Origin of the sequence: Virgibacillus sp. CM-4 (assembly GCF_000445495.1) — a bacterium.
GTDB lineage: Bacteria > Bacillota > Bacilli > Bacillales > Amphibacillaceae > Virgibacillus > Virgibacillus salexigens.
The window spans coordinates 770,626-790,402 of the sequence record NZ_AUQA01000002.1 but is presented as its reverse complement, the minus strand read 5'-3'; the positions used below and the strand labels follow the sequence as shown (position 1 = coordinate 790,402).

The following is a 19,777-nucleotide window of genomic DNA, read 5'->3' as shown; positions in this document are numbered from 1 at the left end:
AGAAAGCCCTTTCTTGGACAGTAAAATTGTATTAGGAATTTCGATATAAAAAACATTAAATCTATAAATAGAAGGACATCCTAAGTCCGTGAAAGGAGTGTTTATCAATGGCTGAAAATAAAGGTTTTCGAGCCAAAGTCCAACGTTTTGGAAGTTATTTAAGTGGTATGATTATGCCGAATATTGGTGCATTTATTGCGTGGGGAATTATTACTGCTTTATTCATTCCAGATGGATGGTTGCCAAATGAAAGCTTAGCACAATTAGTTGATCCCATGATTAATTATCTATTACCGCTGTTAATTGGTTTTACTGGTGGTCGAATGCTTCACGGCCTCCGTGGAGGAGTTGTTGGTGCAACAGCCACCATGGGAGTTATTGTAGGAGCCGGAATTCCAATGTTCTTAGGGGCAATGGTGATGGGTCCATTGGCTGGTTATGTCATGAAGAAAATTGACCAAGGGCTGCAGCATCGCATTCGTTCTGGTTTTGAAATGCTTTATAATAACTTCTCTGCTGGTATCTTGGGAGCTGGCTTGGCAATTATTGCTGCTTTAGCAATTGGACCAGTGGTCGAAGGGTTGAATAATGCGTTAGCAGCTGGAGTAGAAGCAATTATTGCTGCTGGCTTACTTCCATTAACCAGTATTATTATAGAACCGGCAAAAATTTTATTCTTAAACAATGCCATTAATCATGGAATTTTAAGTCCGATTGGGGTTGAACAAGCAGCAGAAGCTGGAAAATCGATTCTCTTCTTATTAGAAGCAAATCCAGGACCTGGATTAGGTATCTTATTAGCATTTTCAATTTTTGGCAGAGGTGCTTCAAAAAGTTCTGCGCCAGGTGCTGCAATCATCCAATTTTTAGGTGGAATTCATGAGATTTACTTCCCATACGTGCTAATGAAGCCAGCACTCATCCTCGCTGTAATTGCTGGTGGTATGAGTGGAGTGTTTACCTTTAACTTACTTGATGCAGGTCTAAGAGCAGCGGCATCTCCAGGTAGCATTTTCGCGATATACGCAATGACAGCCCAAGGAAGTTATTTTGCTGTTACAGCTGGTGTTTTAATCGCAGCAGTTGTGTCCTTCATTATCGCTGCATTTATCTTGAAAACTAGTAAGACTAACGAAGAAGATTTAGTAGAAGCAACTGACAAAATGGAAGCAATGAAAGGCAAGAAAAGCTCTGTTTCAGCTAATCTTACAGAGGAGCAAACGGTGGAAACAGAAGGGAATACAGAAAAGCCTACCGAAGATGTCAATAAGGTTATCTTTGCTTGTGATGCAGGAATGGGTTCTAGTGCAATGGGAGCTTCCCTCTTGAAGAAGAAATTCGCTGATGCATCGATTGACATTGATGTAAATAACACAGCGATTAACGAGATTCCAGATGATGCAGATATTATTATTACCCATAAAGATTTAACCGATCGTGCCAAAGCAAAAAGACCGAATGCCGAACATATTTCGGTTGAAAACTTCTTAAATAGTCCAAAATATGCAGAACTAGTTGAGCGCTTACGTAAATAAACGTAACGAATTAATAAGTAGGGGGTGAACAGATTGTACCTTACAGCCAGAGAAAGAAAACTGTTGTCCTTATTACGTGAAAGTAAAGATCCGATTCCAGTTAAACTACTGGCTGATAAGTTAACTGTAAGTGAACGCACGATTCATCGAGATCTCAAAAGCTTGGAAGCGGCACTAGTTGATTATAACTTATCCATTGAAAAGAAAACCAGATTCGGTATCCGAATGACTGGTGATTTAGGTAAATTAAAGGATCTAGATCAAGCACTAAATAATGGAGGGACAGTATCGGAGTATACACCGGAAGAAAGGAAGGCTATCATCCTTGCTAGTTTATTGCAAGCAAATGAACCGATCAAACTGTTCACCCTTTCACATGATCTAAACGTGACAATAGCTACAGTTAGTCATGATCTTGATCAAATGGAGAAGGAACTAAATGATTATCAATTAACGTTAATTCGAAAACGGGGCTATGGGGTCGAAATCACTGGAAATGAGGTCGACAAACGTGCAGCAATTAGCTATTTAATTAATCGATATGTCGATCTCTTTGAATATGTGCCATTAATCAAGGAGACGATGAAGCAACGTACCCAACCACTAGATGCAGTTTCCAATCGGTTATTGGGTTTTGTAAATTTAGAGAATTTAAGTATGATCGAGGCTTGTGTGCAAGAAGCTAGCAAATCTTTACCTTACGAATTGGCAGATAATGCATATGTTGGTTTAGTTGTTCATCTCGCATTGGCCATCGAGCGCCTGCAACAAGGAGAAATAATTATGTTTGACCAGGCTTATCCAAGGAAGGAATTCGAAGAAACGAAGGAATATGAAGTTGCTGCTGCGATGCTTCGAAATTTACAAGGAGCCTTAACTATTGAGATTCCTCATGAGGAAATTGACTATATTACCATGCATTTACTCGGTGCAAAATTACGCGCTGACCAAGCTTATGTACTTGAGGATTCCAATTTAGACATCGTTTATCGAGCAAAACAATTGATTGCATATATTGGTCATCAATTACAAGTAGACTTAACAAATAATATGTCATTATTGAATGATCTTGTTACTCATATGCGACCTGCGATTTATCGATTAAAGCAAGGGATGACGATAAAAAACCCTATCTATGATGAGATTGCAAGCAAGTATAAAGCTTTAATCGAGTTACTACGTGAAGGCGTGGAGAAAATATTTCCCCAGATCCATTTTCCAGATGATGAAATTGGCTATCTCGTGCTTCATTTTGCATCGGTGTTACTATATGGAGAAATGAAATTAGAGGTACGGGCATTGGTTATCTGTTCAAGCGGAATTGGGACCGCAAAGTTATTAGCCACAACCTTAATGCAGCGTATTCCAGAAATAAAAGAAGTGGATAATAAATCGATTTTTGACTTATCAAATACGGATTTAGCTGCGTATGACGTGATCGTATCGACCGTACCGTTAAAAGGGTATGATGTAGATTATGTGCTTGCTTCCCCAATGTTATCGCAAGCTGAAGCAGATCGAGTGAAGAAGAAAATAAGGCAGAAAAAAGTGACTTACACACCTTCCAGAGCTCGTCAGCCATCACAGCAAACGGGAATAGATTTTATTACAAAATTAGAGTCAAGACAAATTTACACAACAACAGTTTTACAACTGTTGCAATCCTTCCATATCGAACAGGTGGATGATAACTTAACCCTTGAACAAGTGCTAGATGCGATATGTACGGATTTAGAAAAGCAAGGTTATGTCACCGATAAGCAAACAGTTTACCAGAAATTAATAGAGCGGGCAAAACAAAGTGGTCTAGGTATTCCGAATACAGCTTTAGCCCTGTATCATACCCGTTCAAATGATGTGAGTGACGCCGTTTTCTTTATCTATGAGCTTGCTCATCCAGTGACCGTACAAGGAATGGATGGCGAAGATATGCAAATCACGCGTCTTCTGTTAATGGCAGCGCCACAGGTAACCCATAAGGAAGTCTTAGAAGTATTAAGCTTTTTGAGTAGTTTAATTATTATTCAAGGACAAGAAAGTATCGATCGCTTTGAATTAGGCAAAGAAATAGAGCTGAAGAACTTCTTATCGGAGCAGTTTCAGCAGTTCTTACAGGATAAAAATATACATTAAAAAGGGAGTGCATCACGTTATGACAAAACAAATATTAAGCCCAGCAACAATTGATTTACATGCGCAACTTACAAGTAAGGAAGCAGCCATCCGTCATACGGGGCAAATTTTGGTCGATCAAGGTTACGTTAATGCTGGTTATATAGATAAAATGCTGGAAAGAGAAGCGGTTACCTCCACTTTTATGGGCAATTATGTTGCTATTCCCCATGGTACAGAAGAAGGCAAGAAAGAAATTAAAGAGACAGGTATTTCTGTTGTTACGGTACCAGATGGTGTGGACTTCGGCGGCGGTAATATCGTTAAAGTATTAATTGGCATTGCCGGAAAAGGAGACGAACACTTAGAAATTCTTTCAAAAATAGCTATCATCCTTTCTGAAGAAGTGAATATTGATAATATCTTAGAAGCAACCTCGAAGGATGAGATTATCAGCCTATTTAATGAGGTGAATTAAATGTTAGCCGTCCATTTTGGAGCAGGAAACATTGGTCGAGGATTTATCGGAGCATTGCTCTATGAAGCAAAGTATCGAACCATCTTCGTGGACGTGAACCAGGAAGTTATCGACCGATTAAATAAGGAAAATCAATATGAAGTCATTCTTGCTGGAGCAACCAAGAAAAAGCAAGTGGTGAAGCAAGTATCGGGGATTAACAGTGTAACCAACCCTGTAGATGTTGTTGCTGCCATTGAAAAGGCAGATATCGTCACAACAGCTGTTGGACCAACCATATTAAAGGTAATTGCCAAGTTGATAGCTACTGGATTAGAAGCAAGAGTTGCAAAAAATGCTCAACCATTAAATATTATTGCTTGTGAGAATATGCTTGGTGGAAGCACGTTATTAAAAGAAGAAGTTCTTTCACATGTAACGGAAGAAATAAAGCATACAATTGAACAATATGTAGGTTTTCCAGATGCAGCTGTCGATCGGATTGTCCCAAATCAAGTGAATGATGATCGATTACAAGTCGCTGTTGAACCGTATTATGAATGGGTTGTTGAAAAACCTGCATTAAAAGGAAAAACGCCAGTAATTGATGGTGTTACCTATGTAGAGGATTTGAAGCCATATATTGAACGAAAATTATTTACCGTAAATACAGGACATGCTGTTCCAGCTTATATTGGGCATCAAAAAGGGTATCCTACGATTTATGAAGCGATGCAGGATGAAGAAATTCAAGCCATCATTGACGGTGCTTTACAAGAATCCGGTGAAGCGTTGATTCAATTTTATGGATTTAACCGTCACGAGCATGCTGCCTATCGTTCGAAGATTATCGAACGATTTAAGAATCCACATATTTCTGATGAAGTGACTAGAGTAGGTAGAGGTCCGATCCGAAAGCTTGGAGCTAGGGATCGATTGATACGACCAGCTATACTTTATATGGAAAAAACTGGAAAAATTCCAAGCTATCTTGTAAAAACCATTGCAGCTGCTCTCACCTATGGTAATATTCAAGACGAAGAAGCAGTGAAGTTACAAGTTTTAGTGAATAAAGAAGGATATGCTAACGCATTGCAAATAGTTGCAGAACTATCGGCAGAACATCCGTTAGTGGATGCAGTAATAAAGGAAATCAATAAGTAAAAGAAATCCCGGCTTATTGGCCGGGATTTTCTTTTACTAAGCTATTAGCATGGCATGGTTAACTAATTCGAGTTAAGCGAAAGGAAGCATTAACTATCGTTTGACCATCGGCTGTTGTACCAAGTGTGTCAGCAGTTGTACCTACATTCCGAAGCGTTATAGTAGCACCACTAGGAATTGTCAAAATAGCAGATCCTACTATTAACCTTGTTGTACTATTTAATCCACCAGCTTGCCCATAAATGGTAGAACTTTGAACGGTACCATTTAAAAAAGTTGCATAAGCTACAGCATTATTTGTTCCTGAAAGTAATACCGTAACTTCATATGAAATTTTATACGTTCCACTGTTTGCAACAGTAATAGCTGCAGTTCCTGGAGTATGGGCAATTCCGCCAGCTAACGGACCACTTGTACTGAATACAACGCTACCGCCAGAAGCTACCGTTTGAGATCCGGTATTATAAACATAGCCATAACTTGTAGAGAAAGTGCCGGTAGGGCCTGTAGATCCAGTACTTCCGGTAGCGCCAGTAGGCCCAGTGGCACCGGTCGGTCCAGTACCGCCAGTGGACCCTGTTGCGCCAGTAGGCCCAGTTTCCCCGGTGATTCCGGTTATGCCAGTAGGCCCTGTTACGCCGGTAGGTCCAGTTGAGCCAATAGATCCAGTCGCACCAGTGGCACCGGTCTCGCCGGTAGTCCCTGTTGCACCGGTGGGACCAGTTGAGCCAGCAGGTCCGGTAGCACCTGTGGATCCAGTAGCACCGGTGGTTCCGGTTGTACCGGTAGTTCCAGTCGCACCAGTGGCACCGGTCTCGCCCGTAGTGCCAGTGGTTCCCGTAGCACCCGTAGATCCGGTCGCACCGGTAGGTCCGGTCTCGCCGGTAGTCCCTGTTGCACCGGTGGGACCAGTTGAGCCAGCAGGCCCGGTAGCACCTGTGGATCCAGTAGCACCGGTGGTTCCGGTTGTACCGGTCGGTCCAGTAGCGCCAGTGGACCCTGTTGCGCCAGTAGGTCCAGTACCGCCAGTGGATCCTGTTGCGCCAGTAGGTCCAGTACCCCCAGTAGATCCCGTTGCGCCAGTAGGCCCAGTTTCCCCGGTGATTCCGGTTATGCCAGTAGGCCCAGTAGCGCCAGTGGGCCCCGTTGCACCAGTGGGCCCTGTTGAGCCAGCAGGTCCGGTAGCACCTGTGAATCCAGTAGCACCTGTGGTTCCGGTTGTACCGGTAGTTCCAGTACCGCCAGTGGACCCTGTTGCGCCAGTAGGTCCAGTACCCCCAGTAGATCCCGTTGCGCCAGTAGGCCCAGTTTCCCCGGTGATTCCGGTTATGCCAGTAGGCCCTGTTACGCCGGTAGGTCCAGTTGAGCCAATAGATCCAGTCGCACCAGTGGCACCGGTCTCGCCCGTAGTGCCAGTGGTTCCCGTAGCACCCGTAGATCCGGTCGCACCGGTCGGTCCGGTCTCGCCGGTAGTCCCTGTTGCACCGGTGGGCCCAGTTGAGCCAGCAGGTCCGGTAGCACCTGTGAATCCAGTAGCACCTGTGGTTCCGGTTGTACCGGTCGGTCCAGTAGCGCCAGTGGACCCTGTGTCGCCAGTAGGTCCAGTAGCGCCAGTGGGCCCCGTTGCACCAGTAGGCCCTGTTACGCCGGTAGGTCCGGTCTCGCCGGTAGCACCAGTAACACCGGTGGAACCTGTGTCGCCAGTAGCTCCGATTGCACCAGTAGGCCCGGTAGCCCCTGTTGCACCTGTGGTTCCGGTTATGCCAGTAGTCCCAGTGGTTCCCGTTGCACCAGTAGATCCGGTCGCACCGGTAGTCCCAGTAGTGCCGGTGGGCCCGGTCTCGCCGGTAGATCCAGTAACACCAGCAGGCCCGGTAGCACCGGTGGATCCAGTAGCACCGGTGGTTCCGGTTGTACCGGTAGTTCCAGTACCGCCAGTGGACCCAGTAGCGCCAGTGGGCCCTGTGTCGCCAGTAGGCCCTGTTACGCCGGTAGGTCCAGTCGCACCAGTGGCACCGGTCTCGCCCGTAGTGCCAGTGGTTCCCGTAGCACCCGTAGCTCCGGTAGCACCGGTCGGTCCGGTCTCGCCCGTAGCACCAGTAACGCCAGTGGGACCAGTTGAGCCAGCAGGTCCGGTAGCACCGGTCGGCCCAGTAGTGCCGGTGGGCCCTGTGTCGCCAGCGGGTCCCGTTGCGCCGGTGGTACCAGTCTCGCCAGTAGGTCCCGTTGAGCCAGCAGGTCCGGTCTCGCCCGTAGCACCAGTAGCGCCAGTGGCCCCAGTCTCGCCCGTAGTCCCTGTTGCACCGGTGGGACCAGTCTCGCCAGTAGGTCCCGTTGCGCCAGCAGGTCCGGTAGCACCTGTGGATCCAGTAGCACCGGTGGTTCCGGTTGTACCGGTAGTTCCAGTAACGCCAGTGGACCCTGTTGCACCGGTGGGACCAGTTGAGCCAGCAGGTCCGATAGCACCTGTGGATCCAGTGGCACCGGTGGTTCCGGTTATGCCAGTAGTCCCAGTAGCGCCAGTGGGCCCTGTTGCACCAGTAGGTCCCGTTGAGCCAGCAGGTCCGGTCTCGCCCGTAGATCCAGTCGCACCGGTAGTCCCAGTAGTGCCGGTGGGCCCAGTAGCGCCAGTGGGCCTTGTGTCGCCAGTAGGCCCTGTTACGCCGGTAGATCCAGTCGCACCAGTGGCACCGGTCTCGCCAGTAGTGCCAGTGGTTCCCGTAGCACCCGTAGCTCCGATAGCACCGGTCGGTCCGGTCTCGCCCGTAGCACCAGTAACACCGGTGGGCCCTGTGTCGCCAGCGGGCCCTGTTACGCCGGTAGGTCCAGTAACACCGGTCGGCCCCGTCGGACCAGTAGCTCCTATGGGATCAATAATTGGCTCAATGATATCTTCGATCGGCTCTACTATAACCCTAAATAGTAGTTCTAGTAACAACTCAATAAGATTCGTGTTTAATTGCCTATATAAATTTTTGGTTTCTTCATAAGCCTCCTTATTTTTTCTCCGTACCAATAAAACCACACATCCTTCATTCTTAAATCCTTTAAACATAAACTATTCATTTATAAAAGGTAAAGTGTGGACAAAGAAACAGAGTTTGAAATATATTATAAAAAATCGAAAAGAAATAAGAAAAGATACATATACAGTAGCTGAGTTATTCGAAGATGATGATTGGTTCAAGCAGTTGTTAAGAAATTAAGACCTTATAACAGGATAACAATAGTGTTTAAAGAAAGAAGGCGACGAGTTAATACCTCGTCGCTTTTTCTAAATCTATGAATACATCATTTGTTCAATCTTTTGATATAAAGTGGGGTGGGTTTTAGTAAGCTTGGCAGGTTTCCAATTCTTATTCACCCACATATGTGTAGTGGAGCCTTTGGTTAATAATTTGCCATAAGGTTCGTTTACCATACTTACTTTATTGTTTTGCATGGAAGTAAATTCTACTTCCGTTATTTTTCTAGCTTCATAGTCAAATTCCATACGGATCGGTGAGAAATTGGCTAATTTGCTGAAAATAACCACGGGCTCATCAAAATGAGCAGATTGTTTATAAGATGCTTGTACATCAACGACAGGGAGCAGCAGCCCAATTGCCTCCATATCATGATAGGAGATGTCAAAATAGCGCATCCACTCGGTTCTGCCAACTTCAAACCAAGTAATATAATTACCATGATGTACGACTCCCATCTGATCCGTATCTTTGTATTGTACACGCATGCTATGCTGATGCCATTGTGTCGTCATAACTTCTACTCCTTTTTCCTACTTGCTATTATATTACAATTGCTGCAACTTTTCTTTCGCAATATCCTGCAGTTTGAATTTTTGAACCTTGCCGGTACTGGTTAATGGCCAATCATCCGTGGTTATAAACCATACATGTCGAGGGATTTTAAATCGAGCTAATTTCTCCGAACACCAGTGAATGACCTCTTTTCTGGTCATAGATTCTCCATCATTTAACTCAATAAAGGCACCGCCAATTTCAGTGGTAAGTTTATCGGGTACACCAATCACACTTACTTGTGCCACCACCGGATGTTCTGAAATAACGGTTTCTACTTCTCTTGGTGATACTAATTCCCCTGAAACTTTATACATTTCTTTACTTCGTCCAAGTAATTGAATGTAACCAAGTTCATCAATTCTCCCGACATCCCCTGTACGTAGCCAGCCGTCCTTATCAATCGTCTTTGCAGTTTCTTCTGGTTTCTTATAATAACCATGTGTTACAGTTACTCCTCTCACAGCAAGTTCACCAACTGAACCTTTGTTTAAAGCTGTACCTGTTTCTGGATCAATGGTTTTGTATTCTACAGCATGGTAATTGAATTCTGGCATGCCGCTAATACCTGCTAACTTCGGTCTGCCTACCCTTGTAGAAATGCGTTCTAATGGATCACCAATTTCTGTTGTTACTCCAGAGGATGCTACTTCTGTCTGGCCATATCCTGTAATGATTTCAGTGAGTCCAAGGGTGTCCACAGCGCGCTGCCATACCGGGATAGGGGCTGGAGCTGCACCACACCACATGGCAAATAAGTGTGATAAATCAAATTCATGAACTTTGGGATGATTTAATAACGGTACAAGTGTAGAAGGAACACATAGATAGTCATTTACCTGGTATTTCTCCATCAATTCTAATGAACGGAGTGGAGAAGCACCCAAGGCAGAAACGAAAGATCCCCCAACAAAGGACATCGCTAACATTGCTTCGATAATAGCAAAGCAATGGTAAAAAGGTAAGGGGGCAAAGGTAATCCGCTCTTTTTCTATTGCTCGACTAATACAAGTTCCATAAGCACATCGAAGTAGCATATCATGGGTAAGCATAACACCCTTTGGTCTCCCCGTTGACCCAGATGTATACATGATAATTGCTACTTCATCTGGATAATCCGAAGCATCCCATACGTTCATCACTCGTTCATATGGAATGTTTTCAGCACCTTGTACAAATCTCTCCCAAGAAATAAAATGGGAATCCATTTTTATTTTGTTTTCTGTTGGGATTAAGATAACTTGTTCAAGCTGACTATTTTGCTGGAATTCATCCGATTGCAGTAATTCAGACACTGCTTTCCCATGCTGTTTTTCTTTTACAGACTCATGGATAAAGAGAAATTGACTGTCTGACTGCGATAGAATATACCCCAATTCATTTTTGGAAAGCATTGCATTAATTGGGATAAATACTGCTCCAAGCATGGAAGCAGCAATTAACAATGATGGATAGGTTGCATCATTATCCATTACTGTAGCGATGTGATCTCTTCGCTTTACTCCTAATTGGACCAATGCTTTTGCATATATAAGCGCTTGATCCCAAATGGTTTGATAGGTGTAGGTTTCCCCATGAATGTATAGATACGGTAATGTCCCATATTGATCAACCGCCTTGGAAAAGTGACGGGAAATCGTATTTCTTGGCCACGCTGGATAGCTGGATTCTAGTTCTTTTCTTCTTTCTGCAGCGGTTGGAAATGGAAGTTCAGGTTTGCTCTGGTACATGTTGATCTTCTCCTTTCGATGGTTTCTTCCCTAGTAGACTTTTTTAAATGCGAGCACGGCGTTATGACCACCGAATCCAAAGCCATTTGATAAGGCATAAGGAATAGCCCCTGCCGTAGCTTGATTAGCGACATAGTCTAAGTCAAGTTTAGGGTCTGGATTTTCCAAGTTGGTGGTAGGCAAAAAGATGTTTTCCTGCATACTTTTGATAGTAAGAATGGCTTCGACTGCGCCAGCGGCACCAAATAAATGACCGAGCATGGACTTGGTTGAACTAACTTTTAATTGTTTATAGGCATGCTTGCCAAATATGTGCTTGATTGCTTTTGTTTCTGAGACGTCACCTGTTGGCGTACTTGTTCCGTGGGCGTTTATATAAGCAATATCTTCTTTGTTAATACCTGCGCGTTCAATCGCTAATTGCATGGCTTTTGCTGCTCCTCGATAATCTGGAGCGGTGATATGGTAGGCATCTGTCGTGCTTCCGTAACCGACGATTTCACCGAGTATCACAGCATCGCGTTGTTTCGCATGTTCGTATTCCTCTAAGAATAGTATCCCTGCACCTTCTGACATGACAAAACCATCACGGTCCTGGTCAAATGGTCGGGAAGCTTTTTCAGGCCTCTCGTTTTGTGTGGACATGGCACGCATCTTAGAAAAACCAGCGAAATAGAGTGGCGTAATCGTTGCCTCTGTACCACCAGCTAAAATGACATCGGAATAGCCGTGAGCAATATTTGTATAGGCTTCGCCGATGGCATGGTTACTTGTAGCACATGCGGAAACAGCGGCATAACTTGGTCCGCGGAAACCTGTCTGAATAGCTATGTAGCCGCTCGCCATATTATGGATCATTGCTGGGATAAGAAAAGGGGATACTCTTCTTTTTCCTTTTTCTAACATGGTCTGATGATTATCTAAGACGGTTTGTAAGCCGCCTGTTCCAGAACCAATATAGACACCTGCTCGATCTTTATCTAACGTTTCAAAATCGACATTCGCTTGCTCTAATGCTTGGATTGCTGCACTATAGGCGAACTGGGTAAATCGATCATATTTTTTCTGTTCTTTTGGCTCCATATATTGATCGATTGCTAAATCATCTACATACCCGGCAATTCTAGTAGAAATATCTTGAAACTCAGCTGCTTTTAATGTCTTGATGCCAGACTTTCCGTTTTTTGTACGTTTCCATAGTGTATTAACATCATTACCTAATGGTGAGACGACCCCCATACCAGTTACTACTACTCTGCGTTTCATATAATACTCCTTTCGATTATAGATGAATGCTGTTTGATTCCCAGTTATCCATATACGTAATTTATAGCCCAAACTTTCTGAAGGCAACAAGTAATCCCTATTCGTTAATTATCGTTATCTATTCCAAAATCATAACGTTTCCTATATAAAGAATGTTTTATATAAACTACCATTAGGATGATTTTTCTAAAAGTGTATCTTGGTTCGAAAAAACCCATCTGAATCTACCATTTTATCAAGCTAGCGATTTTTTAAAGTATATCATTATTGATGTCTAGATTTCATCCTCCTAGGAAGTGTTTCCTTCGATAGTTTCGGTACTCAGATTGATCTACAGTCATGATAGAACATGACAAAATTGTAATTTTTTATATGAAGGTTGAAAGAATAATCGATTTTCGTCTATGTGATTTCCCATCATAATAAAGTTATTGTCAGATTAGACGGGAATCTAGCATAGATGATGCTGATCATACACTACTAGCTTCTTTTCTAATAATCTAGGAAAGGTGGGTTTGTATTGAAACAATTCCGTATCGTATGCATAGCTATCAGCTTAACTTTACTGACTGCCTGTGGGTCAGAGATTCAAACAATTGGTTCGAGTGAATATTATGTGAAAATCTCAAATAAAGGTGAGAAGTATACGGAGCAAGAACATACTAGATACAAGTATCAACTGAAAGGTTTTAATGAAGAGGGCAACGATGAAAAACTCACCTTTACGAGTAATCATCGTTTAACAAGAGAAGCCTATTTACGGGTCTATTTCAAAAAAGGTGAAGTTATCACATATGAAGAGGTTGAACGTGATGACATTCCAAAAAAGCCTCAACAGTTGTTGGGCGTCGGTAACGATTCCTAAGAAAGTACGTTTAAATTCATCGAGAGGTGATTCATATGAAGGCAGAAAAACTTTTATCATCTTTATGTTATTTTAGTATCTTCTTTGCGCCATTTTTATTTCCAATTATTATATACGTTTTAACATCTGGAATTGTTAGACACCATGCAGGAAAATCATTATGGATACACTTGGTTCCTTATTTATCTTTCTTTATTGGTATAGGGGTTTTGGTATTGAATGGTGGGAACCAAATGTCATCGTTGATCATCATTTGTATTTTCACCGTGATTGGGGTCTATTATCTTATTTTGAACTTTGTAAGAGGAATAAAGGTATTAATAGTGAATTAACTGAGGAATTACAATGAAATAGCCCTCGAGTGGAGTACCATGTCATCATATCAATAATGATATATTTTCATATTACTCCTTTCAAGGACCCTATCAATTAATCCTGTTCTAGTTTGCTGGGAAAGTTTGAAAAATAGTTCAGTTGTTTGATCAATTTCCCCTTAAATATAAATATTCTAATAGGATGCGTTTCTTTCATGAAATGGAAAGGGATTTATCCTGAAGATAAACCAATACGTCTAGAAGACATAAAAAAAGCCTTAGCATCTTTTAAACAAAGCTAAAGCTTTAGATATATTATATACAATTAGTTTAATAAGCACTCCATCCAGCATCGGCAGCTAAAGCTACTCCATTAATATAGGCTGATTCTTCAGAGGCTAAAAATAGAGCAATATTTGCTATATCTTGTACTTGTCCAGCTTTAGGCATTAGGTTTACCCCGCGGGTAGCTATTTCCAGACCAAATGGATCAACATTGGTCATCCGTGCGGAAAACTCAGTTTCCACTTGTGCAGGGGCAATGGCGTTACAACGAATATGCTCTGGTCCATACTGTGATGCCACGTTTTTCGTCATGCCAACAACTGCGTGTTTGGACGCGGTATAAGCAAGTCCACCACGACCTCCAGTCAGTCCTGTAATGGAAGCCATATTAACAATGGTACCGCCTCCATTTTTGATAAATATAGGAATAATTGCACGTAAGGTATGCATCACCCCATTCACGTTTACATTCATGACACGTTCCCATGTTGCATCTTCTACATGAGCAGCAGCCTGCATATTGTCACCAACCCCAGCGTTGTTTACCAGGATATCAATCCTGCCAAAAGCTTCAACAGTATCATCAATCATTGCTTGAACCTCACTAGCTTCTGCCACATTCACTTTGACGCCTAGAGCATCATAACCTTGTTCTTGAAGTGCATTGACAGTTGTTTGCAGTGCTTTTTCATCAAAATCAGCAATAACCACTTTCGCGCCCTCTTGGGCATACGTACGGGCAATTTGCTTTCCAATACCGGCGCCACTTCCTGTAATAATTGCTATTTTATCTTCTAAGCGTTTCATGCGAATCACCTTTCTTTTTAAAATATCGGGATATTTTTACTATAAATCACCTCATGATAGAACACAACTATTTTAATGATAGTATAACTATCATTAAATATACAGAGGAGTAAAGCATCTTGTTGTTGAAAGTATTCTAGAGTTGAAGGAAGTTGAAGGATGGGTAACTGATGGCAGGAACTTATTAATCCAGTATCCTTATGTGAAGCATTTGGAAGTCTAAATGAAGCAAGTATTGGTTGGGCTAGACAGCCAATTATGGATTGCAACTTATTCGGAAATATTGTCGTAGCTGATAATGGAGAGAAATTCGAATTCACCAATTATAGGACTGGCTGAAGATCACCAAGCAAAATGGTGGCTAAATAGAAGGTGGTTTACGCGGGTTTTCTGGATGCTATAGTGAGAATTACATAGAGAAATATTGATGCCGGTGTAAATAGGAAGAGGAGTCGTGTGAAAAAGGAAGAAACCCTGTGATTTCAGCAATCCCACCGCATACACCTGTGATCGATTTATCTTGGGATGATCGCAACTTTTTCATTTGTAAGTACTCCTTAAACATAAAAATTTACAAACCACCGTCCGCCAAGTTATTAGATTTGGCATAACATTTCTATAAACCATTGTAAAAAATCTAATATGAAAGCCTTAGCCCATATATAGAGCTAAGGCTTATTTAATTGATTAATAGAAGCGTTTATAACTATCGAAGTGTTTGCTCCAATAAGGGTTACTTAAACTACTTATTTGTACACCACTTGATCCGGCATGGATGAAGTGATTATTTCCTAAGTAGATACCTAGATGTGAGATTCCTGGACGATAGGTACCTGCGAAGAAGACGAGGTCACCTACTTTAGGTTTACTTACATGATAAGATCGGTTATAGTAACCATCGCTTGAAGTTCGACTTATGCTCATTCCAGCTTTTTTATAGACATAATAGATAAACCCACTACAGTCGAAGCCAGATGGAGAGGAACCGCCCCATACATAACCTACGCCTTCATAACTTTTAGCCGTTTGAATAAGTTTATCGACATTATAGCTAACATTAGAAGGCTTTTCACTAGAGCTACCGCCTGATCCCGAACTTGAACTAGATCCTGAACTACTACCGATACTTAGTTTTTGGCCAATTAGAATTAAATCAGATGATAGGTTATTCCATTTTTTCAAATTAGCAACTGTCACACCATGTTTCGCTGCAATCACGGATAAGGAATCCCCAGATTTAACCACATAGGTTTTCGAAGCGCTGTTACCAGAACCTGATGAACCGGATCCTGAATTAGAGCTTGAATTATTTGAGCTATTCGAACTTGATCCGTTCTTACTTACAACAAACACATTTCCTGGGTAAATTAACGTGGAGTTTAAATTATTCCATTTCATTAAGTTACTTAAGGAGATATTATGTTTGGATGCAATTCCGCTTAACGTGTCCCCACGCTTTACGGTATATGTACTAGAAGAATTACTAGAGTTATTATTAGAAGAATTCGAAGAGCCTGAGTTAGAAGAAGACCCTTTTTTATCTGTCTCAATAATTTGGTTTGGGAAGATTAAGTCACTTGAGAGATGATTAATCGATTTTAATTTTGAAACACTCGTATTATACTTTTGTGCAATCGTCCATAACGAGTCACCACTTTTGACTTTATATGATGCAGCATCTGCTTCCTCAGCTGCAACAATCGATGCGGCAATTGCTGCTCCAGCAGTCACGGTCATAATTATCTTTTTATTCGCCAATGGTTGTTGCTCCCCTCTGTAATATAATTGTCAAAATGTGTTAGGAAATTAATTCCATTATAGCTTTTGTTACAAAAAAATGATAGATTTATAGGATATTTGTAATTGTTTTGTAATATAATGGGTGAAGACGGTGACTTTTCACCTAAAAAGTCGTATTCTTCGAACTTTTGGAATCGTAGGTTGGTATTGCAAGAATTAAGCTATGAGATTGGTACGGGTAATTAGACACCAGTTTATAATTTTAAAATTAATATTTTTATGTAATTTTGTTGTATTACTTTGTTATAATTAAATATATTAGACTGAGTCATTAGACCTATAAAATAATAAAATGAAAATGATGTAAATAATTTAGGATATATAATAACCAGTTACCATTAAATTAAACGTAAGGGGAGACTTTGAAAAGGTGCAATTAGGAATGATAAACGTAATGCTGGTAGATGATCAACAACTATTTATAGACGGAGTAAAAGCACTTTTGAATAACGAAGAGGACTTACAAGTAGTTGCAACTGCAACAAATGGAAAGAATGGGATACTAAGATTTATAGAGCACCTACCAGATTTGGTGCTAGTTGATATCCATATGCCTCACACAGATGTCATTAAATTAATCGTGGAAATAAAAAGAAAATCATCCAAATACGAAAATTATTGTTCTTACAACATTTACAGATGAAGATGCAATCATTTCCGCTATCTATGTGGGAGCAGATGGTTTCTTATTAAAAAAATTAAAGGGAGATCAATTTATTTCTTGCATTCGAGATGTAATCGAAAATGAAATCGTCTTCTCAGGAGAAGTGTCACGTATATTATCTAAACATATAATGGAAAGACAATTTAACAAACGAGAAATTCTGGAAAATTCATTGCAAAATAGCAGTCTTGAATTATCCAACCGGGAAATAGATATTGCTGTTTTAATGGTTGAAGGATTCTCAAATAAACATATTGCCCAACGATTATTTTTAAGTGAAGGTACCATAAAAAACTATATTAGTGGAATCTATCAAACCTTTGGAATCCATAATCGAAAGCAACTAATTTCTTGTTTTCGTCAACTATTGGATAAAAATTAGTAATTTAATCACGAATTATTACTTTTATTTCCAAAGGTCACTAAAAACATGACTGTGTGTTTAGTATGATGTACTTATTCATTAAAAACCTAGTTTCTAGGTCAAGAATGAAGGCCATAATATGATAAGAAATATTTCTATTTCCGCTAGTAAATATTTAGACGATATCATTAATCGCTTGCATTTAAACGGTGAGTTTAATCTCCAGGAATTAAAACGCAGGCCAAAGCGGAAACTGAAAAATTCAATAGCTTTACTAGATTTACAAGCACACGGTACAATGGAAGCCTTAACAAGAATATCAGGTTATGATACAAAGTAATTGTTTTTATCGAGCCTTCCGAAAAAAATGATCGGAGAGATTATCAAATATGGTGGGAACAGCTTAGTTTTTAAAACAGAACAAACCAAAATTAACATCGTAGATATATTACTTACTGTAAAAAAAGAGCAGTTTTTCTTATCAGATTCTTTGATAGGTCCCTTTTTACATGACTTAAACAGTCGGAAACAAAAAACAAACAACTCTTTGCAATGTATTTGGGCAAAGCTGGCTACTCCATGTCATATAAAGAGATTGCCAACCTAATACAAATCGAAGAGGGAACACAACGAAGGTGCATATTAGCAATATATATTTGGAAATTGGTAAAAAATGTCGCAAGGATGTTATTGATATACTACACTGGCGTAAAAATGGGGGGGTAGAGGAGCACAAGCGAAAGATGTTCTCATTGATAGTGCTATTACTTTCTCCCCTCACCAATTACAAAAATTAACCATCAACTCTATTTTCCCGTTAATCATTTTAAAAAATTCTCTACCTCTTTTTGGTAAATATCTAGCCTCAATAGACATACCAATTAATTTTCTATTCAGATCGTAAGACAGGATATGCTATAGAGGGAAATGAAAACGATATCAGAAGGTTGTTGATTCATTTCTTAGCTATCGTCACTCCGAAAGAAGGATGGCACAGTTTCTTGTCTCTGGAGGAGACAGCGAACAAAGAAGATAACCAAATGATGGGACCATATTGTATATTCGATATTCCATTAATTCGGTTATTAAGTCAATCCTTACATGCATATGAGCAACGATTTATGGTTGAGTTTACCGATGAATTTTTGAATAATATCATCATTTGGTTTCATTTTTTCCTGAGGAGAATCGAGCAGCAATCATTTGTAGAAGTGGACGCAGTTGAAAGAGAAGTAATCAAAACGATGGATGAATACAAAGGAATACAGTCCCTATGTAATCATGTCGCTGATACATTTGATATGACGATTCCAGAGAATGAAATATATTATTTCGCGAAGTATCTGCTCAGTGCAAAAGTGAATTACAATTTTAGAACACACTTAGAAAGCAAAGAAATGACCACTTTGCTTCATGTGGTGGAAAAGATGGCTGCTGATTTTCAACGCTATGCAGCAATTGAGTTTAGAGAGCCGGAACAAATGATTCAAAACTTGCTGCTTCATTTAAAACCAGCATTCTACCGAATTAAATATGGCATTGAACTAGAAAATGATTTAAGGGATTTGGTTAAGAAAAATTATTCGGAAGTATTTCATTTAACGAAAAAAGTAGTACATCATTTTGAAAATATAATCGGTCAACCAATGAATGAAAATGAAGTTGCTCTGATTACAATGCATTTTGGAGGGTGGCTTCGTAAAGAGGGTGTAATGCTTGAACCGACTCGTAAAAGCATGCTTCTTGTTTGTACGAATGGGTTGGGTACTTCAAGACTATTAGAAAGCCAGCTTGAAGGACTATTTTCTGATGTAGAAACCATTGGGGTAACCTCATTAAGGGAATATGAAAAAATGGATTTGCATGTTGATTTTATTGTCTCAACTATTCCACTAATGGATAGGGACGTGCCAGTCTTTGTAGTAAATCCTGTTTTAGATAATGAAGATAAAGAGGAGTTATTGAAAAAAGTAAATAGTTTGTTTGAACATTCCTCCAAAAACCAAGTTTATTCTGTTGAAACGGTGATGGATATTGTCCGAAGGTACGCAGTCATCCAAGATAATGAATCCTTATCCAAGGAACTTCGAAGTTATTTTCATGCACCAATAAATGTAGAAAATGAAGTAAAGAAACCGGGCCTAGCCAAGCTTTTACCATCAGATAGAATTGTGCTGAAAAAGCGGGTGGATCATTGGGAAGATGCTATCAGAATTGCTGCTAAACCATTGTTGAAGCAAGGGTATATCCAAGAAAATTATGTCGTCGAGATGATCGAAAATGTTAAAAGGGTTGGTCCGTATATTGTGATATCTGATCATTTTGCTCTCCCCCATGCTAACCCAGAAGATGGAGTAATAAAAACAGGGATGAGTATGCTGCATTTGGAAGAAGCCACTGACATATTAGGAAAATCTGCAAACGTCCTGGTTGTTTTAGCTTCACGAGATAATGAACAGCATCTAAAAGCATTATCACAACTTACAAGACTATTTTCTAATAAAGAGATGAAGGAAAGTATGCTGAAGACAAAAGACAAACATCAACTAATCAAAATGATTCAATCATATTCAACGGAGATGAAATTACACAAAGGGACAGGTGAGTGAATGCG

At 40.8% G+C, this 19,777-nt stretch carries 17 protein-coding genes; 10 read left to right on the top strand and 7 right to left on the bottom strand.

From position 1 onward, the window contains the following. Positions 1–107: 107 nt before the first annotated feature. Genes M948_RS43580 through M948_RS27340 form a run of 4 tightly spaced genes read left to right on the top strand, consistent with a single transcriptional unit; the run spans position 108 to position 5,268 of the window. Positions 108–1,535: a PTS mannitol transporter subunit IICB gene (locus tag M948_RS43580; RefSeq protein WP_021289598.1), complete on the top strand. Its 1,428-nt coding sequence runs from the start codon at positions 108–110 to the stop codon at positions 1,533–1,535. Between the two features lie 24 nt (positions 1,536–1,559). Beyond that, positions 1,560–3,668 carry a BglG family transcription antiterminator gene (locus M948_RS43575; protein ID WP_231378656.1) on the top strand — a complete coding sequence of 703 codons (2,109 nt, stop codon included), beginning with the start codon at positions 1,560–1,562 and terminating at the stop codon, positions 3,666–3,668. Between the two features lie 19 nt (positions 3,669–3,687). Continuing rightward, complete coding sequence (locus M948_RS27345) at positions 3,688–4,125, top strand: PTS sugar transporter subunit IIA (protein WP_021289596.1); 438 nt, start codon at positions 3,688–3,690, stop codon at positions 4,123–4,125. Beyond that, positions 4,126–5,268: a mannitol-1-phosphate 5-dehydrogenase gene (locus M948_RS27340; RefSeq protein WP_021289595.1), complete on the top strand. Its 1,143-nt coding sequence runs from the start codon at positions 4,126–4,128 to the stop codon at positions 5,266–5,268. Positions 5,269–5,326: 58 nt separating this feature from the next. Here the strand turns inward: M948_RS27340 and M948_RS27335 are convergent, their stop codons facing one another. The 4 genes from M948_RS27335 to fabF all read right to left on the bottom strand — a co-directional run bounded on the left by M948_RS27335 (position 5,327) and on the right by fabF (position 12,064). After that, positions 5,327–8,284, bottom strand: coding sequence for a hypothetical protein (locus M948_RS27335; protein ID WP_021289594.1), 2,958 nt, complete (start codon positions 8,282–8,284; stop codon positions 5,327–5,329). A gap of 264 nt (positions 8,285–8,548) precedes the next feature. Continuing rightward, on the bottom strand, positions 8,549–9,028 hold the full coding sequence (locus M948_RS27330; RefSeq protein ID WP_021289593.1) for an acyl-CoA thioesterase: 480 nt from the start codon (positions 9,026–9,028) through the stop codon (positions 8,549–8,551). A 33-nt stretch (positions 9,029–9,061) separates the two neighbouring features. Continuing rightward, on the bottom strand, positions 9,062–10,798 hold the full coding sequence (locus tag M948_RS27325) for a class I adenylate-forming enzyme family protein (protein WP_021289592.1): 1,737 nt from the start codon (positions 10,796–10,798) through the stop codon (positions 9,062–9,064). 30 nt (positions 10,799–10,828) lie between these two features. Then, positions 10,829–12,064 carry a beta-ketoacyl-ACP synthase II gene (fabF, locus tag M948_RS27320; RefSeq protein WP_021289591.1) on the bottom strand — a complete coding sequence of 412 codons (1,236 nt, stop codon included), beginning with the start codon at positions 12,062–12,064 and terminating at the stop codon, positions 10,829–10,831. A 520-nt stretch (positions 12,065–12,584) separates the two neighbouring features. On the opposite strand from fabF, the gene M948_RS27315 reads away from it, so the two are divergent. Both M948_RS27315 and M948_RS43965 read left to right on the top strand, forming a co-directional pair. After that, positions 12,585–12,929: a YxeA family protein gene (locus tag M948_RS27315; RefSeq protein WP_021289590.1), complete on the top strand. Its 345-nt coding sequence runs from the start codon at positions 12,585–12,587 to the stop codon at positions 12,927–12,929. Between the two features lie 35 nt (positions 12,930–12,964). Next, positions 12,965–13,261, top strand: a complete 297-nt coding sequence (locus M948_RS43965) for a DUF4870 domain-containing protein (RefSeq protein WP_081674609.1) — start codon at positions 12,965–12,967, stop codon at positions 13,259–13,261. 312 nt (positions 13,262–13,573) lie between these two features. Here the strand turns inward: M948_RS43965 and M948_RS27305 are convergent, their stop codons facing one another. The 3 genes from M948_RS27305 to M948_RS27300 form a co-directional block, all read right to left on the bottom strand. Then, entirely contained in the window at positions 13,574–14,335 is a 762-nt protein-coding gene (locus M948_RS27305; protein WP_021289588.1) for a glucose 1-dehydrogenase, read from the bottom strand. Positions 14,336–14,744: 409 nt separating this feature from the next. After that, positions 14,745–14,879 carry a PspC domain-containing protein gene (locus M948_RS43135; protein ID WP_231378655.1) on the bottom strand — a complete coding sequence of 45 codons (135 nt, stop codon included), beginning with the start codon at positions 14,877–14,879 and terminating at the stop codon, positions 14,745–14,747. Positions 14,880–15,022: 143 nt separating this feature from the next. Then, positions 15,023–16,093 (bottom strand): C40 family peptidase, encoded by a 1,071-nt coding sequence (locus M948_RS27300; RefSeq protein WP_021289587.1) that lies wholly within the window; start codon positions 16,091–16,093, stop codon positions 15,023–15,025. A 424-nt stretch (positions 16,094–16,517) separates the two neighbouring features. Between M948_RS27300 and M948_RS27295 the strand changes: the two genes are divergently transcribed. From M948_RS27295 to M948_RS27280, 4 genes are all read left to right on the top strand, one after another. Continuing rightward, positions 16,518–16,778: a response regulator gene (locus tag M948_RS27295; protein WP_155974765.1), complete on the top strand. Its 261-nt coding sequence runs from the start codon at positions 16,518–16,520 to the stop codon at positions 16,776–16,778. 124 nt (positions 16,779–16,902) lie between these two features. Next, on the top strand, positions 16,903–17,181 hold the full coding sequence (locus M948_RS27290) for a response regulator transcription factor (protein ID WP_155974762.1): 279 nt from the start codon (positions 16,903–16,905) through the stop codon (positions 17,179–17,181). Positions 17,182–17,302: 121 nt separating this feature from the next. Next, on the top strand, positions 17,303–17,503 hold the full coding sequence (locus tag M948_RS27285; protein ID WP_021289584.1) for a hypothetical protein: 201 nt from the start codon (positions 17,303–17,305) through the stop codon (positions 17,501–17,503). Positions 17,504–18,110: 607 nt separating this feature from the next. After that, positions 18,111–19,772, top strand: coding sequence for a BglG family transcription antiterminator (locus M948_RS27280; protein ID WP_155974759.1), 1,662 nt, complete (start codon positions 18,111–18,113; stop codon positions 19,770–19,772). Positions 19,773–19,777 lie beyond the last annotated feature (5 nt).

Bases quoted from the DNA above. Each gene is read 5' to 3' on its own strand.
- M948_RS43580 (WP_021289598.1), top strand. From the start codon at position 108: ATGGCTGAAAATAAAGGTTTTCGAGCCAAAGTCCAACGTTTTGGAAGT.
- M948_RS27345 (WP_021289596.1), top strand. From the start codon at position 3,688: ATGACAAAACAAATATTAAGCCCAGCAACAATTGATTTACATGCGCAA.
- M948_RS27340 (WP_021289595.1), top strand. From the start codon at position 4,126: ATGTTAGCCGTCCATTTTGGAGCAGGAAACATTGGTCGAGGATTTATC.
- M948_RS27330 (WP_021289593.1), bottom strand. From the start codon at position 9,028: ATGACGACACAATGGCATCAGCATAGCATGCGTGTACAATACAAAGAT.
- M948_RS27325 (WP_021289592.1), bottom strand. From the start codon at position 10,798: ATGTACCAGAGCAAACCTGAACTTCCATTTCCAACCGCTGCAGAAAGA.
- fabF (WP_021289591.1), bottom strand. From the start codon at position 12,064: ATGAAACGCAGAGTAGTAGTAACTGGTATGGGGGTCGTCTCACCATTA.
- M948_RS43965 (WP_081674609.1), top strand. From the start codon at position 12,965: ATGAAGGCAGAAAAACTTTTATCATCTTTATGTTATTTTAGTATCTTC.
- M948_RS27305 (WP_021289588.1), bottom strand. From the start codon at position 14,335: ATGAAACGCTTAGAAGATAAAATAGCAATTATTACAGGAAGTGGCGCC.
- M948_RS43135 (WP_231378655.1), bottom strand. From the start codon at position 14,879: ATGAAAAAGTTGCGATCATCCCAAGATAAATCGATCACAGGTGTATGC.
- M948_RS27295 (WP_155974765.1), top strand. From the start codon at position 16,518: ATGATAAACGTAATGCTGGTAGATGATCAACAACTATTTATAGACGGA.
- M948_RS27285 (WP_021289584.1), top strand. From the start codon at position 17,303: ATGATAAGAAATATTTCTATTTCCGCTAGTAAATATTTAGACGATATC.